Origin of the sequence: Veillonella parvula (assembly GCF_047241225.1) — a bacterium.
Lineage (GTDB): Bacteria > Bacillota > Negativicutes > Veillonellales > Veillonellaceae > Veillonella > Veillonella parvula_O.
The window spans coordinates 236,130-251,911 of sequence record NZ_JBKTIE010000002.1; the positions used below are offsets into that span (position 1 = coordinate 236,130).

Genomic DNA, 15,782 nt, shown 5'->3' on the forward strand with positions numbered 1-15,782 from the left:
TACATCTATTGACGAGGACTCACGCGTATACAACACACGTAGATATTGTAATAAATTTATATATTCTTATTCATGTATCTACATTCAATTATTTAATAATTTCGATGTTGTAAGTATAGCAATTTAAATCCTACTTGTATAATAGATTTTATATATTAATCTTTATAACTAAAATCTATAGCAAGGATAAAATAATAACGTTTAACTATACCAAGCAAATAAAAACGGTACTAAGATAATTTCCCGTACTACTAGGTAATATACCTAATAGCTAAAATCAAACTTAGTACCGTTATAAATGTCGCTCTATATAATAAACAATCTAATCAAAATCAAAAAGATCAAATTATAAAGTTGACGTTGTTTGCTCAATAGAAATAGTTACAGGTGCTGATAACTTAGCCTCCAACCAAGCTTTTATTCGTTTCGAGTCTACATCAGATACACTAGACGTGGTACGAATAATCACTATATAACGGCTCGCTTTAGCCTGTTCAAGATTATCTATCAAAGGCATGCCTTCCACTTTGCTTACAAACGGGAATAACGCCTTTGCTTCAGCTTCTGTCGTTTTCATTGTGTTTATAGTTTCACTTACTAGTTGATAAGTCGGCTGGTACAGATTACTCAAATTTTTATATTTTTCAAGATTTTCCGAAGATTTATTTAAGTTCGTCTTATCCATAGTAGATTTATTCTCATCTACGCTATTAACAAATCGCAATGTATAAGGCTGCAAGTACTCATCCTTCTGTAACTTGTCATCCAACTGGGCTTGCTCTTCTGAATTCACAGGAGCTCCTATAACTACTAAGTCTACTAGCTTATTCGTTCGATCCAATGAATAATCAATCACTTGTCGACGTCCATCTTGATTAATATCGTTCTTAATAAACTGCTCTATATGATTTGACTCAGAATACTTGATGGTCATATCATAGCCTGCATAAATACTTGGTATAGCCATAATAAAACCAATCACAAGAAATATTAGCTGATTACGACGAATAAGCTCTTCTGCTTGTTTATGGAATGGCAAACTATATACACCCTTTAAAACAATAAAAGATGCAAAGAAGATGAAGAATGCATTTATAAAGAATAGATAGCCAGCCCCAAAGAAATAGTTCCAATTTCCATTAGCAAGGCCATACCCTGCCGTACATAGTGGTGGCATAAGTGCAGTTGCAATCGCGACCCCTGGTATAACATTATCTAAGGTCTTACGCGTTTGCCCAATAATCCCAGCTAACCCACCAAATATAGCAATAAATACATCAAAAATACTCGGTTCTGTACGCGCTAATAGTTCAGATGTAGCCGTCTGAACGGGGGAAATATAAAAATATAAAGTAGATGCCAAAACAGCAATCGTAATCTGTAAGGATAATCTTAAAATAGCGCTTTTCACAACTGTAAAATTAAGCGTAGCGAAGCCAAAACCAGTTGCTAGAATAGGTCCCATCAACGGCGATATAAGCATAGCACCAATAATAACTGCCGTACTATTCATATTCAACCCAATAGAGGCAATAAACATGGAGAGGATCAGGATAACCAAAGCAGGTCCCTTAATCTTAGCCCCACCTATCAACCTTTTAGCAATGGTTGCATCATCGGCTCGCTCAAAATGTATATCAAAGTATTTATTTATTTCCATTCTTCTTCCTTATAATTTCATCAGCTCTGCAAAGGTGCCCACATTTACAAACATATGCTGCGTTGTTTTTAGCATTTGAACCATCAAGATGGCCCCCGTGCCTTCTCCCATCGACATTTGTGCTTGAATAGGAACCATGTCTTGAGTGATCCCCACCTCAGCCAAAGCGATTTCCGTACCTTTTTCTTTAGAATAATGCGATGGCAATGCATAGTCCTTAATACGAGCGTTTATGTGCGTTGCACAAGCAGCTGCCACAGATGTTATAAAGCCGTCAATAACAAAAGGCTTTTCAAAATCTACACAAGCCAGCATCGCCCCAAGAATAGCGGCAATATCAAAGCCCCCAACATGAGCTACGATTTTACGAACTCGGTCAGGCTCATGTTCAGAAGCCATATTGTTCTTATGATGCTCTAAAACAGACCGAACAAAATCAATTTTACGCTTCATCAGCTCTGGTTTGTCTGGCCAGGAACCAGGGCCCACGGTTTCCGTTGGCTTAGCTCCAGTTAATGCAGACAAAACACAAGCAGAGGTTGTTGTATTACCCAAGCCCATTTCACCAAAGGAGAACAGATTGATTCCTTGTTCTACATAATGTTGAATCCGTTCATATCCAGCTTGAAAGGCGCTATTAAATTCATCCTCAGCCATGGCAGGATGGTTCAAAATATTCTTTGTACCCTTCGCTACTTTGCGATTCACACCAATACCATCATCTGAGGCAATTCCTACATCTACAACCTCATAAGGAATATTGTTAAAGTTACAAAATTGTGTCGCCGATGAACCACCGAGTAACATATTACGAGATTGCTTTTGTGTCACCTCGTAGTTATAGCCTACATAACCTTCCATATTACAACCATTATCAGCAGAAAATATGATATGCTGTGGTCGGATTTCACCATTAATCTCGCCCCAAGCCGCGCAAATCTTACGGAAATATATTTCCCATAAACCAAGACCACCTGGGATAAGGCATTTTGGTTGGAGAAATTTATTTAATTGTTTCTCTATCGGTAATACTGACTTATCTTTCATTCTAATCTCTAATCCGCACCTAATGTGCCAACTAGCCTTCTATCAATTCGATATTATTCTATCTGAAAGTATAACATAAAATGCATATCTAGTAATGTGACTATTATTAGTTTTTAGAAGTATAATTTAATTTTGAAATTTAGTATTCTAACAACTATATTTCTAATCGAAATTATCATTACACAATTACAAGCACTCTAGTAGATAAAAAAGGTTATCCCCTTACAGGATAACCTTTTATTTGAGTTATATAATTAAGTATTTTCTTAAGTCTATCTAACCTACGAATTTAAGCACCTTGGAATTGAGGCATGTCGTCGCCACTAGAGTCGTCCAATTTACCTTGAAGGTCATGGTCAACCATGGCACATACAGATGCATCAGACCATACGTTTTCAGCGGTTTCAATCATATCGATAATCGTATAGATTGGCAAGATGATACCAAGCAAACCAATTGGTGCACCGATGGAACTCATCAAGGACAAGGTTAAGAAATAACAGCCCATTGGAACGCCTGCATTACCAATCGCAGCGAGAACAGCAATAAATAACCAAGCCACCATTGTGCCCATAGTTAATTCCATTCCTGCATTTTGCATTACGAATAAGGATGTGACAAGAATGAAAGCTGCGCAACCATTCATATTAATAGTTGTACAAATTGGCAATACGAAACGAGCTACTGCAGGATGAGCTTTCAAATTATCCTCAGCAGATGCCAATGTAACAGGCAATGTTGCTGCAGAAGATTTTGTGAACAACGCAACGGCTACAGCTGGAGACATTTTGCGGAATACATCCACAGGGTTCAAACCGCGGAATAACAAGAACAATGGAATTACGATAAAGAATTGAATCAAGTTACCGCCAATAACAACAGCCGTATATTTACCTAAGGCACCAACAATGACGCCTGCTTCGATTTGTGCAGATAATTGACCTGCAAAGGCAAGGATGCCGATTGGCAATACATAAAGCAATGCTTTAATCAACGTGAACAATAACTCTTGTAAACCAAATAACACTTTCAACACCGCTTCACGATTTTCTGTGCGTGGCATGAAAGCAAAGGCTAAACCAACGGATGCGGAGATGAACATTACGGACAATACATTAGCTTGTAAGTAAGGTTGCAAGATATTATTTGGAATAACGGATAAGAAATGATCGTAATAGGTAACGGTACCGAGTTTTTCTGGTACTTGAGATGCGCCAGCACCGATTACATCAATTGGCAAGTTGCCTGGTGCAATCCAAAGGTATAAGCCAAGTCCTACAGCCGCCGCACAAATCGTGGTTAGCAAAGTATACACTACGGCATGACCAAAGATACGACCTGTATCCTTTTTAGCACCTAGCATGGATAATGTAGTAATTACTGCTAAGGATACGGTTGGAATTGCGATAAATTGAAACAAACGGGTAAAGATCGCTGCAATAAAATTAAAGAGCTCATTTAAAGCCGGAATATGTTGCCATCCTAAGATAGCACCAATGATGAGTGCCCCCATCCATAAAATGAACTGGCGCAATTTACCTTGACCACGACTTTTTAAGGTAATCTCTTGCGCTAAGACATCCACATTCTTGTCGTTTTGATCTGTCATAATAACACCTCTCTACAAACTAAACTACTAGAGACTAAAAAAAGAAATCCCAGCCCTAGGGCTGGGACAGTGAATATCCGAGTCTCTCTTTAATTCACATTATAGAGATATGATTTAAAATTGTCAATTCCAATATTTGAACACATTATAATATATTCAAGTATTATTTCAATTTTTTATAGACATTCTAATAAAAACTAATGATACATATCTATATCTACAGTAATCATTCGCGTTCGCTCTGGATTAAACATAAAGTAAATGACTCTAGGCTGATCATGATCAAAGTTATGGTAAACAACATATACTATATATTTCTCAGCTGATATCCGAGTACTATAATAATAATCTTCCTTAGGATCATCACCGATACTCTGTGTACCATCAATTACCCAGGGAAATAATTTCCAGTTTTGTCGTTGAACGGTAATAATCTCATAATATTCATTCACGTCACTAACTAATAAATTTCTATCCTTTGGATATGTAAATGAATTAAGTGCTTTAAAGGTACTATCATTTTTCCTGCCATTTACAAACGAATACCAAGCATGAGATTTAACAGTTTCCTCATACTGTGAAATAGTAGCTTCATCACCATCTAATACCAAGCAACTATAACTCCCACCCAATCCAATTACCTCAGCAGAAGAAACCACTTTCAAGCTCTCTGGTAAAGACTTAGGTGTTTGTAATGGAGCCGGAATATACCCCGCTTTAGATGAGGGCCATGTAGAGTGCCACTGTTTTGTATCATAATGAGATACCCCTATAGCAGAAAATGCTAAATTAACAGCTAATGTGGGAAGCATACACAGAAAAAAGATTACATAAAAATATGTTAAAAATCTTTTTCGTATAGCTTTCTCACTATCGATTACTCCACATTTTTCAAACAATAACACAATCGTAGCTACTAACAAAATCAGATAGTATAACCCAGAATATGATATCTCATCCGAAAACAAAAATGTTAGTACCCAAAGAATTATAAAGAACCATATACTTTTTCTATATGGAGGCTCAGTAAACAAATTCTTTAAATACATTAAACACTGTCGCATATACACTCTCCACAATCGAATTTGTAAAAGTCTTAAGTATTTTAATTCGACTGATAAAACACAGCTCGAGTCCCATCATCATTGATTAACAGTTCTACAAAATGAGGCCTTTTTATATCACCATTATCTACAAATACATATAGTCTATGATTACGAACGGAGCTAGTACTTTGATTAACCACCGTTTTTGTTTCTTTTCTAGGTGCAAAGCGCAACCATTCAACAAAATCTCGCTTAGGTAGATTTATTGGCTCTTCATTTATACTTTCAATAATATTATATTCACTCGGATGAGATATTGACGTTTTTCGTTCTCCCGTTTTTAAATCACGTAAAACACCATGCTTATCGATTTGTACTTGATAAGTAGCTTGTGCCTTTGCAATTTTCTCATACTGTGCAATAACTGCAGGGTCCCCTTCTAAAACGGTATATTTCGTAGGATATGCACCCGCCCAAGCTAAGTCATCACCAGATGCTGAGGCTCTAATAATCCCTTCTGGAAGTACACTAGGACGCTTTAATCCTTCTGGTAATTCATCACTATCAGGCCAACCACGTTTCCAATCCATCGTACTAAACTCAAAACCATCAGTTTGATCACGAGTCGTTTGAGTATCATATTTAAGCCAATCAGCTACGAGCCAAGATATACAAAGGGTTATGACAACAAACAAACCACAAGCCAATCGATTATAGGCTCTTTCAGATATAGTTCGTTTCTTAAAGCGACCATATTGCAGTAACACACTCAATACTATAGCTATACCAAAAACCATGTATGTAATAGGCGCTATATTAAATAGGGTTGCCACAACTGCAAACAACATACATAGCATAACCGTTAATAGGCCATAAAATCCTTGAAACAAAACTCTCTCCTATCATGACAATACTTAGAACATTTTCTTATACAACATTTCTATATCTTCCCGACTCACGTCGGCCACTGTATTAGCAATATTCCCGGTAGCTACAACGTATACGTTATCGACGAGCCAAGGAATGTCTTTTTTCGTTAAGCCTAGTTCTGTAAGGTTCGTGGTAAGATCCAGGTCATGTACAATCAAACGTAATGCTTCACCTAGTTCGGAGCCATCTCCATGGTTGAATATACGAGCTAAGGCACCAAACTTATCAGGGTTTGCACTCCATGTATATTCCACTGCAACAGGTTCAATAACGGCAAGGCCTACACCGTGGGTAATATCCTTAAGCCCACTAGCAGGATGTTCCATGCCATGAGCAAGTGTTACACCGGCAGTATTAATAACCATGCCTCCAATTGTGCTAGCCAATGTAACGGACTCCCAAGCTTTTGTAAGTTGAGTTTCGTTGAGAACAGCTGATTTACCTTCAGCCATTGCTTTCACATGTTTATATAGTGGCACAAGATATTGTGCTAATAAGGTTACCGCATAATGAGCTAATGCATCCGTAAAAGGTTGTGCCGTTTTAGAGGTATACGCCTCGATATTATGACAGAGTGCATCAAAGCCCACAGATGCCAATACATGGGGCGGCATTGTGCCCATCACTGCGGGATCTACGATGGATACTTTTGGTACGATGGCATTACATCGCAAGGATTTCTTGTCTCCCGTTTCAGGATTGGTAAGCACCCCGAAACCATTGCCTTCAGAGCCGGTGCCACAGGTTGTAGGAATTACAATAAGAGGCAACGCCTTATCACTGATTTTACGGTTAAAGATATAGTCATTAATATCACCTTCGTTAACGGCCATAAATGCAATGCCTTTTGCACAGTCCATGATAGAGCCGCCACCAATGGCAACGACCATATCACAGCTTTCAGATTTAGCTAAAGCAGCGCCGTCCAATGCAGTCGTCGTTAAGGGATTGGCATCCACTTGATCAAACAACACATGTTCAATATGTGCCGCATCAAGTTTTGCTGTCACACGGTCATATAGTCCAGATTTTTTGGCACTTGTCCGCCCTGTTACGATTAGCGCTTTATTGCCATAAGGCTTAGCAAAATCAGCAACACTATCGACTTTATCCCAACCAAATTGGATATGTACTGGTAAAAAATAAGAGAACTCCATGTGAACGACCTCTTTTCTATAAATACTAGCTCTTAATGTTATTGTAATGTATATTCAGACGCCTGTAAAACCTCATAGGACTTTCACTAGAAAACATGTATACTACATATAAGAGGGGTCATTTATTTTTATAGAGGGAGAGAATCTATGAAATTTGCAATTACACATTTATGGTCTTCGCTGCGGGACCTATCTACACAGTCACCTATATTACTAGCATTAATTGCCGTATTTTCATGTACACCGTTTTATCTAGAGCAAGATTGGTTTGCCGATATAGACCTTTGGTTCTATGGGCTGTATTTCTTCATCGTCATACTACAATCATATATAACACGAGATCGAAAGTACTCCATAGTATATACATTATTAAGCATAGGCATCAGCGTTGGTCTATATACGATTCATGAAACGTACCATCACATACGAGGCATCGAGCTAGCCACAGAAAACATATCATATCTATGGCTGTACTCTATGATTGCTCTATATTTTACATCGCCTGGAGAATACTACATTGGCGAAATCATCAATCGCCTGAAACGGATTGGTATTACCATTGTTACATCAACACTGTATAATGTCGTCATAATCATGACTCTATGGTTTTTCTTCATCATTCTGAACAAAACATTTACCTTTGATGATCTAATCTTTAAAGTATTAGCCGCTATTAATATATTTATCTGTATGTCCATGCTGTGCACTTACAAAGAGGAGCCTGATGGACCACCAGAACCAAATACATTCTATAATGTTGTTTTTGGAATCATACTACCAAAGGCTTCCATCATTACAGGTATTCTAGCTAATATCTACTTGGTATTGATTCTCTTAGGCCTCCGCGAAGATGCGCGGTTCCTTTATACATATTATCCGTATGTAGCCATTTTCTATCTATTTTACTTGGTTAGTTTCAGATCTAGTGAAAGCAGCAAGACACAAAGGATCCTATGTTTCTTATTTATTACGATTACAATATTGTGCCTAATCCTGATTGGCAAACGCGTAATAAATGAGCCTGTACTCTGGCTCAATACGATTTACGTAGCCGCATTCAATCTAATCTTCTTAGCACATAACGTATATTCCTTTGTAAAGCGTTTGACTCCATCGATCCATACAACGATTATGGCACTCGCCCTAGGTGCAGTCCTTTTAATGCCTTTTATCGGTTACACATCCCATCGAGAGTTTACAAACTATACAAAAATTGACGGTCAATGGCACGTATACTTGCCTATTACAGAAACATTTAACCCTGATTTTACAGACTATGGCAGGACGATTATACAGGGGGATTCTTCAAAACTAGGAGCAACGGAAATATATAAGGAACGAAATATTCAGTTTATCAGCTTTACGGCCGTTGAAGAACCTCATGTTATTTCGCTTGTAGGATATAATAAATTCATTTCTAACATCGAATTAGAAGTACGTGAGCCTGCTGATAATACAGCTGACATACCAACAGCATCCTATGAATCTATCAACTTTAGATTCATCAATGAAGGTCTTGATTTAGAGGTATCCCGCCCCAATGGCGTGACCGAAGTTCATCATATATATGAAAAATTTCTCACTGTTCCAAAAACGGCTTCAGATTCAGTCATTATAGAAGGCACGGGATACAAACTCTTAATCCACTCCTACTACGCATATCAAGACAGTGCACGAAGAATTATTTTTAGCGTATTATATAATTAATTATGAAAGCTAGTAATTTAAGGCATCTTTAACCATATCAACATTTTTTGCGAAACTATATTAAAAATTTTACAAATGTCAATATTGATTATATAGAAATTTTTCGCTATAATCGTAACATAATGTATAAGCTAGATAAGAAAACTACCATATATAGTAGTTTTCTTATTTTTCTGATTAGACTCAACTTAAAGATAATTTATATAATTCATTCTAATCTTATATATGCTTATACGACTATATTAACAGTTTTATGACTTTTTGCTCTCAAGGGGAACAGTAATGGAGATTATGATCAAGAAACGGGATGGCCATTTCGAGCCGTTGTCCGTTGAAAAAACGAAACGAATGATAGCCTTCGCATGTTTGGGGTTAGATTCTTGTGATCCACTAGAATTGGAAATGGATGCGAAGTTGCAATTCGTTGATGGCATGACCACTAAAGAAATTCAAAAAACTTTAGTCCAAACAGCCATCGAAAAAGTTATATCTAAAAAAGACGACGGCTTCGGCAACCAAGTTAATAAAATGAACCAAGATTGGCAGTTCGTAGCAGCCCGCCTATTCTTGTTCGATCTCTATAAAGAAGCCGCTATTACTCGTCGTTACAAAGCATTTGGCTACGGCAACTTTCCAAATCTTGTAAACATGCTTGTAGAAGAGAAAAAATACGCAGACTTCTTCGTTACAGAATACACCGCTGACGAATTACAAGAATTAGGCGATTACATCAAACCTAAGCGCGACTATCTCTTCAACTATGAAGGTCTCAAATTATTGGCTGACCGTTACTTAGTAAAAGGCTTCAACAAAGAAATCTTTGAATTACCGCAAGAACGTTTCATGGCTATCGCAATGCATTTGGCTCTTGTAGAAGGGGAAAATAAAGTAAAATACGCTAAGAAATTCTACGATTTGATGAGCCAATTAAAAATGACGACAGCTACACCTACTTTGGCAAATGCTGGTACACCATTCCACCAATTGTCCTCTTGCTTTATCTCTGGTGTAGACGACAATTTATGGTCTATCTACGACGTAAATAGCAAGTTCTCTCGCGTATCTAAACACGGTGGTGCTCTTGGTATCTACCTTGGTAAAGTTCGTGCATTGAACTCCGATATCCGCGGTTTTAAAAACTCCTCTGGCGGCGTTATTCCTTGGATCCGCTTGTACAACGATACAGCCGTTGCGGTAGACCAATTGGGTAAACGTAAGGGCGGCGCTACAGTAACGCTTGATATTTGGCACAAAGACTTCTACGAATTCGTAGAACTTCGTACAAATAACGGTGATGATCGCCGTAAAGCTCATGATATCTTCCCTGCTATCTCCGTTCCAAACATCTTTATGGAACGTATGTTAGCTCGTGAAAACTTCACTCTCTTTGACCCTCATGAAATCTTGGCTGTAAAAGGCTATTCCTTAGAGGATTACTTCGATACAGATGACGAAAAAGAATTTACTAAACGCTATATCGAATGTGAACAAGATCCTAATTTACACGGCATCGAAGTTCCAGCATTAGACATGATGAAAAAAATCATGCGCTCCGCTGTTGAAACTGGTACGCCATTCATCTTCTTCCGCGACACTGTAAACGCTGCAAATCCTAACAAACATGCAGGTATGATCTACGCATCCAACTTGTGTCACGAAATCGCACAAAACGTTGGCTTTACGAACTTAGCTGAAGAAATCATCAATGAAGACGGCACTATTACTACAAAAACAAACACAGGCGACATGGTTACATGTAACTTGAACTCCATTAGCCTTGGTCGCATTACAGATGAAGAGTTGGAAGAAAACATTGCCCTTCAAATTCGTATGTTAGACAATGTTATTTCCATCAACCAAGCACCAGTGCCAGAGTCTCGCATGACTTCTGATAAATACCGCGCTATCGGTCTTGGTACGTCTGGTTATCACCACTACCTCGTAAACCATGATATCCAATGGGAATCTGATGAACACATCGAAGTAGCGGACAAATTATTTGAAAACATCGCATTCTATGCGATTAAAGCTTCTATGGAGCTTGCAAAAGAAAAAGGCGCGTACCCAGCATTCAAAGGTTCCGAATGGGAAACTGGTGAATACTTCACACGTCGTGGTTACACATCTGATCGTTGGAAACAATTGGCTGCGGACGTTGCAAAATACGGTATCCGCAACGGTTACTTGATGGCCGTAGCTCCTACAGGTTCTACATCCAACATCGCTAATACAACAGCTGGTATCGACCCTATCTTCAAAAAATTCTTCATCGAAGAGAAGAAAGGTTCTTTCACACCAAAAACGGCACCAGATTTGAACGACAAAACATTCTGGCTATACAAAGAGGCACATACAATCGACCAACAATGGTCCATCAAAGCTTGTGGCGTGCGTCAACGTCATATTGACCAAGCACAATCTTTCAACTTGTACATCACTCCTCAAATGAAAGCGAAAGAAATTCTTGACCTTTACGTAGAAGCCTACAAACAAGGGATCAAAACAATCTACTATATCCGTAACCAATCCCTTGAAATGGATGAATGCACAAGCTGTTCCTCCTAATATAGGATAGATACACGCTACATTCTATAATGCAATTTAAGCTATGGTAAAAATTAAAGATATCATTGCCATAGTTTACAAAAAATATGCTCTATAACTAGAGAGCACTAAACCTGTGAAAGATACTTTCACCAACATTATAAATCTGATGACGACCTATAGCAGTATAGGTCGCATCATCGTATAAAGGAGCCCTACTATGGATAAAAAACTGATTTTCAACGAAAATGGTGACCGTGGCACGCAATCTATGATTGGCGGTAATACCACGAACCTTCGCGAGTGGAATCGTATCAAGTACGACTGGGCAAACCAAATGTACCGTACGATGCTCAACAACTTCTGGATTCCGGAAGAAATTTCCTTGAACGAAGACGTTAAACAATTCCCATATTTAACAGATTATGAACGTCGTGCCTTCGATAAAATTATTGCGTTCTTGAACTTCCTTGATTCTATTCAATCCGAAAACTTACCTAACTTGAGCCGCTATATCACAGCTTCTGAAGTAGCATCTCTTTTGAATATTCAAACATTCCAAGAGGAAATTCACGCGCAAAGTTATTCCTACATTTTGGACACTGTAACAAATCCGATTACACGTGACAAAATCTATGACGAATGGCGTACAGATAAAACATTGCTTGAACGTAACCGTTTCATCGCCGACGCATACCAACGTTTCAGCGATGATCCTAGCGAAGCAAATCTAATTCATACAATCATCGCTAACTATATCTTAGAAGGCATCTACTTCTACTCTGGCTTTAGCTTCTTCTACACTTTGGCACGTCAAGGCAAGATGACAGCTACATCCACTATCTTCAAATATATCAATCGCGATGAAGTAACTCACCTTGTATTGTTCCAAAACATCATTCGTGAGTTACGCCGTGAACGCCCTGATTTGTTCACACCTGAACTAGAAGCAAAAATCACGGACATGATTCGCCAAGGTACAGAAAACGAAATCGCTTGGGGTCAATACATCACTGATGATAAAATCCTCGGCCTTAACAACGTTCTTATCGAGCGCTACATCAAATACCTTGCGAACATCCGCTTAGAAGCAATCGGCTTGCCTCATCTATATCCTGAAATCAAGGAAAACCCTATGGAATGGATTGAAAGCTTCTCCAATTTGAACAGTACGAAAACGGACTTCTTTGAAGCTAAAGTTACAAACTATACAAAAGCAGCAGCGTTTGATTTTGATGACTTAGAATAATATAGCCCATTTTCCCATAATTAAACATTTATTAATATAAACAGCATATTAAAGATAAATTAAGCACATAACTACGAGAACGCAGATAAATATATTGAGAAAGACATGAAAGAACACATACTACACACAAAATGGGGTTCTATATATTACTGGACCAATAATCTATGGCAAACAGATAAACCGACTATTTTCTGTCTTCACGGATTAACAGCGGATCATACTATGTTTAATCAGCAATTTAGTTTCTTCAATACCTTTTATAATATGATTATATGGGATGCCCCCGGACATGGTAAATCAAGACCTTTCGCTCAATTCTCCATGGATATTGCAGTAGAAATCATATATTCCATTCTACAAAAACATAATATCTCACGATTTATTGCCATAGGGCAATCATACGGCGGCTATATTGCTCAAGCGTTTATGTGTAGATATCCTGATATAATCAGTTTGTTTATTGGCATTGGAACTTCTCCTTATGGTACAGATTATTATAGTAAAATGGACTTCTTTTTATTGCGCAATATGAAGTCAATTATAAAATTCTATCCATGGAGAACATTAAAAACAGCGGCCGCAAAAAAGGCCGCTGTTACAAAAGATGGATATGATAATATGATACAAATGATCAGTATTTTTTCAAAAGGAGAATATTCGGAACTATTGCAACAATATTATAATGCAATGATGGTAGATAACAGAAATCTACATATCACCTGTCCTGTTCTTATTATGATAGGTGAACACGATAATCTGGGGAAGGTAAAAGAATATTGTCATAAATGGCACAAAAGAACCGGATTCGATTTAGTAATAATTCCTCATGCAGGTCATAATGCCAACGTTGACAACCCAACTGAAGTAAATAAAATTATCAATAATTTTATAAAACAGTCCCTCCACACATAAATTTCCCTACAACTCTTTTCTCATCAGAATATGCGGACATCCTTCATCGAGGTATGTATCGCCCTCCGCTACATATCCCAAAGATTCATAAAACGGTTGTGCCTGCACTTGTGCCGACAAGGAGCACGTCTTAAATCCATCACGGCGAATAGCATTTTCAGCGGCCATCATAATCTTAGTACCTAAATGTTGTCCACGATACAACTTACGTACTGCCATGCGACCAATATGTGCATCTCCAGCTACATCACTGGGAAAATATCGACACGTACCAGCCGCTTTACCATCAATGGATAAGAGCACAAACTTTGCAGTCTCATCGATTTCATCAAACTCGTCTTCAAAACCCTGTTCTTTCATAAATACATCGATACGAATTTGTTTTATTTCCTCTGTTATATGATCTAAGATTTGAATAATCATGAGTGCCCTTTCTAATTATAAGTACATTTATAAGAATCAATTCATGTGTATTACGAAATACCCTATAAACAATGAAAGCTTCTTTTTTTTATTATATCAAAAATACGCTTAATTCCACAAAACTTCTCAGTTCCTATTAATTCCCGCATCAAAAATATTTTAAAATTTCCATGAAATTCATTTTTAGGTATTGCATAATTTTATCATTTGGGTTTATACTATACCCAATATTTTAGAAAGGAGCAACCAAAGATGACTAACCAAATTAGCCTCACAGCAAAGCAATACTTTTATTGGTTCTTTATCCAACGTACGGGTAAGGAACTATTTGTGATGCGCTAATTAAGGATTATTCAACATTAGTTGCTTAGAATAGTAAAAGGGCTACCCGTATTAGATTACGGGTAGCCCTTTTTATTTGCTATCCGTATGGTCAGCCCTACTATTCACTGTAGTTACAAGGAGGAATTATCATGATTATTACATTGAAACAAAACGCAGCAGCGGAAGAAGTATCCCGTTTACGCGGTGAATTAGAGGCTCAAGGATTCGTTATCCATCCAGTAGAAGGTACTCGATACAATATTCTAGGACTTATCGGTGATACTGCATCTCTTGATGCCCGTCAAATCGAGTCTCTAGATTTCGTAGATAAAGTAACTCGCATTCAAGAGCCATACAAAAAAGCAAACCGCAAATTCCATCCAGATGATTCTGTAATCAATGTTGGTGGTGTCCTCATCGGTGGTGGTCACTTCGCAGTAATGGCCGGTCCTTGCTCTGTGGAAACACCTGAACAAGTATTAGCCACTGCTAAAGCATGTAAAGAAGCTGGTGCCACAATCCTTCGTGGCGGCGCTTTCAAACCTCGTACATCCCCATACTCCTTCCAAGGCATGGGCCCAGAAGGCTTAGAGTTATTAGAGCTTGCTAAAAAAGAAACAGGTCTTCCTATCGTTTCTGAGGTTATGGATATCTCCCAATTACAATACTTCGATAATGTAGATATGCTTCAAATCGGTGCTCGTAACATGCAAAACTTCACACTGTTAAAAGAAGTGGGCAAATTAAATAAACCAGTTCTTTTAAAACGTGGTTTATCTGCCACATACGAAGAATGGTTAATGGCTGCTGAGTACATCATGTCCGAAGGCAATGAACAAATTGTATTATGCGAACGGGGTATCCGCACATTCGAAACTAAAACTCGCAATACCTTAGATGTAACAGCAATTCCTATGATGCATGAATTATCTCACTTGCCAATTATCATGGACCCTAGCCACGCAGCAGGTATGAGCCGCATGGTTCGTCCGCTTTCACTTGCATCCGTAGGCGGCGGTGCAGACGGCCTTATGATTGAAGTTCACAACGATCCAGCCAAAGCATTGTGCGACGGTCCGCAAGCATTACGTCCAGACCAATTCACTAGCCTTATGAAAGAAATTAACGCGTTACGCCAAGCATTGGTAGAATGCACTAAATAATCTTACATATC

The 15,782-nt window shown here is 38.1% G+C and carries 12 protein-coding genes; 5 read left to right on the forward strand and 7 right to left on the reverse strand.

Annotated elements, in window-relative coordinates; translation table 11 throughout:
- Nucleotides 1-346: 346 nt before the first annotated feature.
- The 6 genes from ACLRYO_RS04595 to ACLRYO_RS04620 all read right to left on the reverse strand — a co-directional run bounded on the left by ACLRYO_RS04595 (nt 347) and on the right by ACLRYO_RS04620 (nt 7,449).
- The gene (locus ACLRYO_RS04595) at nt 347-1,660 is read right to left on the reverse strand and encodes a DUF389 domain-containing protein (protein ID WP_105087153.1); all 1,314 of its coding nucleotides are present in this window, start codon (nt 1,658-1,660) and stop codon (nt 347-349) included.
- A 9-nt stretch (nt 1,661-1,669) separates the two neighbouring features.
- Nucleotides 1,670-2,707: a nicotinate-nucleotide--dimethylbenzimidazole phosphoribosyltransferase gene (locus ACLRYO_RS04600; RefSeq protein WP_105087154.1), complete on the reverse strand. Its 1,038-nt coding sequence runs from the start codon at nt 2,705-2,707 to the stop codon at nt 1,670-1,672.
- Nucleotides 2,708-2,996: 289 nt separating this feature from the next.
- Nucleotides 2,997-4,316 (reverse strand): dicarboxylate/amino acid:cation symporter, encoded by a 1,320-nt coding sequence (locus ACLRYO_RS04605; protein WP_105087155.1) that lies wholly within the window; start codon nt 4,314-4,316, stop codon nt 2,997-2,999.
- Nucleotides 4,317-4,513: 197 nt separating this feature from the next.
- Nucleotides 4,514-5,380 carry a hypothetical protein gene (locus ACLRYO_RS04610; protein ID WP_105087156.1) on the reverse strand — a complete coding sequence of 289 codons (867 nt, stop codon included), beginning with the start codon at nt 5,378-5,380 and terminating at the stop codon, nt 4,514-4,516.
- A gap of 41 nt (nt 5,381-5,421) precedes the next feature.
- Nucleotides 5,422-6,252, reverse strand: coding sequence for a hypothetical protein (locus ACLRYO_RS04615; protein ID WP_004698137.1), 831 nt, complete (start codon nt 6,250-6,252; stop codon nt 5,422-5,424).
- Nucleotides 6,253-6,276: 24 nt separating this feature from the next.
- Nucleotides 6,277-7,449 carry an iron-containing alcohol dehydrogenase gene (locus ACLRYO_RS04620; protein WP_270278965.1) on the reverse strand — a complete coding sequence of 391 codons (1,173 nt, stop codon included), beginning with the start codon at nt 7,447-7,449 and terminating at the stop codon, nt 6,277-6,279.
- A gap of 147 nt (nt 7,450-7,596) precedes the next feature.
- On the opposite strand from ACLRYO_RS04620, the gene ACLRYO_RS04625 reads away from it, so the two are divergent.
- The 4 genes from ACLRYO_RS04625 (at nt 7,597) to ACLRYO_RS04640 (ending at nt 13,861) form a co-directional block, all read left to right on the forward strand.
- Nucleotides 7,597-9,156 carry a hypothetical protein gene (locus tag ACLRYO_RS04625; protein WP_316058483.1) on the forward strand — a complete coding sequence of 520 codons (1,560 nt, stop codon included), beginning with the start codon at nt 7,597-7,599 and terminating at the stop codon, nt 9,154-9,156.
- Between the two features lie 282 nt (nt 9,157-9,438).
- Nucleotides 9,439-11,721: a ribonucleoside-diphosphate reductase subunit alpha gene (locus ACLRYO_RS04630; RefSeq protein ID WP_303928397.1), complete on the forward strand. Its 2,283-nt coding sequence runs from the start codon at nt 9,439-9,441 to the stop codon at nt 11,719-11,721.
- Between the two features lie 199 nt (nt 11,722-11,920).
- Nucleotides 11,921-12,949, forward strand: a complete 1,029-nt coding sequence (locus ACLRYO_RS04635) for a ribonucleotide-diphosphate reductase subunit beta (RefSeq protein WP_287510969.1) — start codon at nt 11,921-11,923, stop codon at nt 12,947-12,949.
- A gap of 105 nt (nt 12,950-13,054) precedes the next feature.
- Nucleotides 13,055-13,861, forward strand: a complete 807-nt coding sequence (locus ACLRYO_RS04640; protein ID WP_024062652.1) for an alpha/beta fold hydrolase — start codon at nt 13,055-13,057, stop codon at nt 13,859-13,861.
- 6 nt (nt 13,862-13,867) lie between these two features.
- Here ACLRYO_RS04640 and ACLRYO_RS04645 read toward each other — a convergent pair whose 3' ends face one another.
- Nucleotides 13,868-14,284 (reverse strand): GNAT family N-acetyltransferase, encoded by a 417-nt coding sequence (locus ACLRYO_RS04645; protein ID WP_024062653.1) that lies wholly within the window; start codon nt 14,282-14,284, stop codon nt 13,868-13,870.
- 473 nt (nt 14,285-14,757) lie between these two features.
- Between ACLRYO_RS04645 and aroF the strand changes: the two genes are divergently transcribed.
- On the forward strand, nt 14,758-15,771 hold the full coding sequence (aroF, locus tag ACLRYO_RS04650) for a 3-deoxy-7-phosphoheptulonate synthase (RefSeq protein ID WP_008602305.1): 1,014 nt from the start codon (nt 14,758-14,760) through the stop codon (nt 15,769-15,771).
- The last annotated feature ends 11 nt before the right edge of the window (nt 15,772-15,782 follow it).